This is a genomic window from Mycobacterium helveticum (assembly GCF_007714205.1).
Classification (GTDB): domain Bacteria; phylum Actinomycetota; class Actinomycetes; order Mycobacteriales; family Mycobacteriaceae; genus Mycobacterium; species Mycobacterium helveticum.
On record NZ_VMQU01000399.1, the window covers coordinates 1 to 270 of the forward strand.

Consider the following 270-nt stretch of genomic DNA (forward strand, 5'->3'; position numbering starts at 1 on the left):
GAAAGGGGCCACGACAACCACGATCTCGCCACGGTGTCCTCGGCCGATCCCGCTGCGCTGCAGCGGTGGGCGGTCAATTATTTGCGCCATGTCGAGACTGACTACGACTGGCTGTTGGACAGTGTCACGGGCCGGGTGGGGGTCGCCGAGGCCCGGCGCCTCATCGGTGAGCGGGTGCTCAACGCTATCGCCGACCAGTACCCGTATCTGGCTGGCCAGTGCGCCCGTCAGGAGACGGACCGTTGGTGAGCCTTCGCCCTATCGCTGAGC

Annotated in this window: 1 pseudogene; it reads left to right on the plus strand. The window is 66.3% G+C overall.

The window, feature by feature from the left end:
• Positions 1–249: pseudogene (locus FPZ47_RS28795) on the plus strand (hypothetical protein); the annotation flags it as partial.
• Between the last annotated feature and the right edge of the window lie 21 nt (positions 250–270).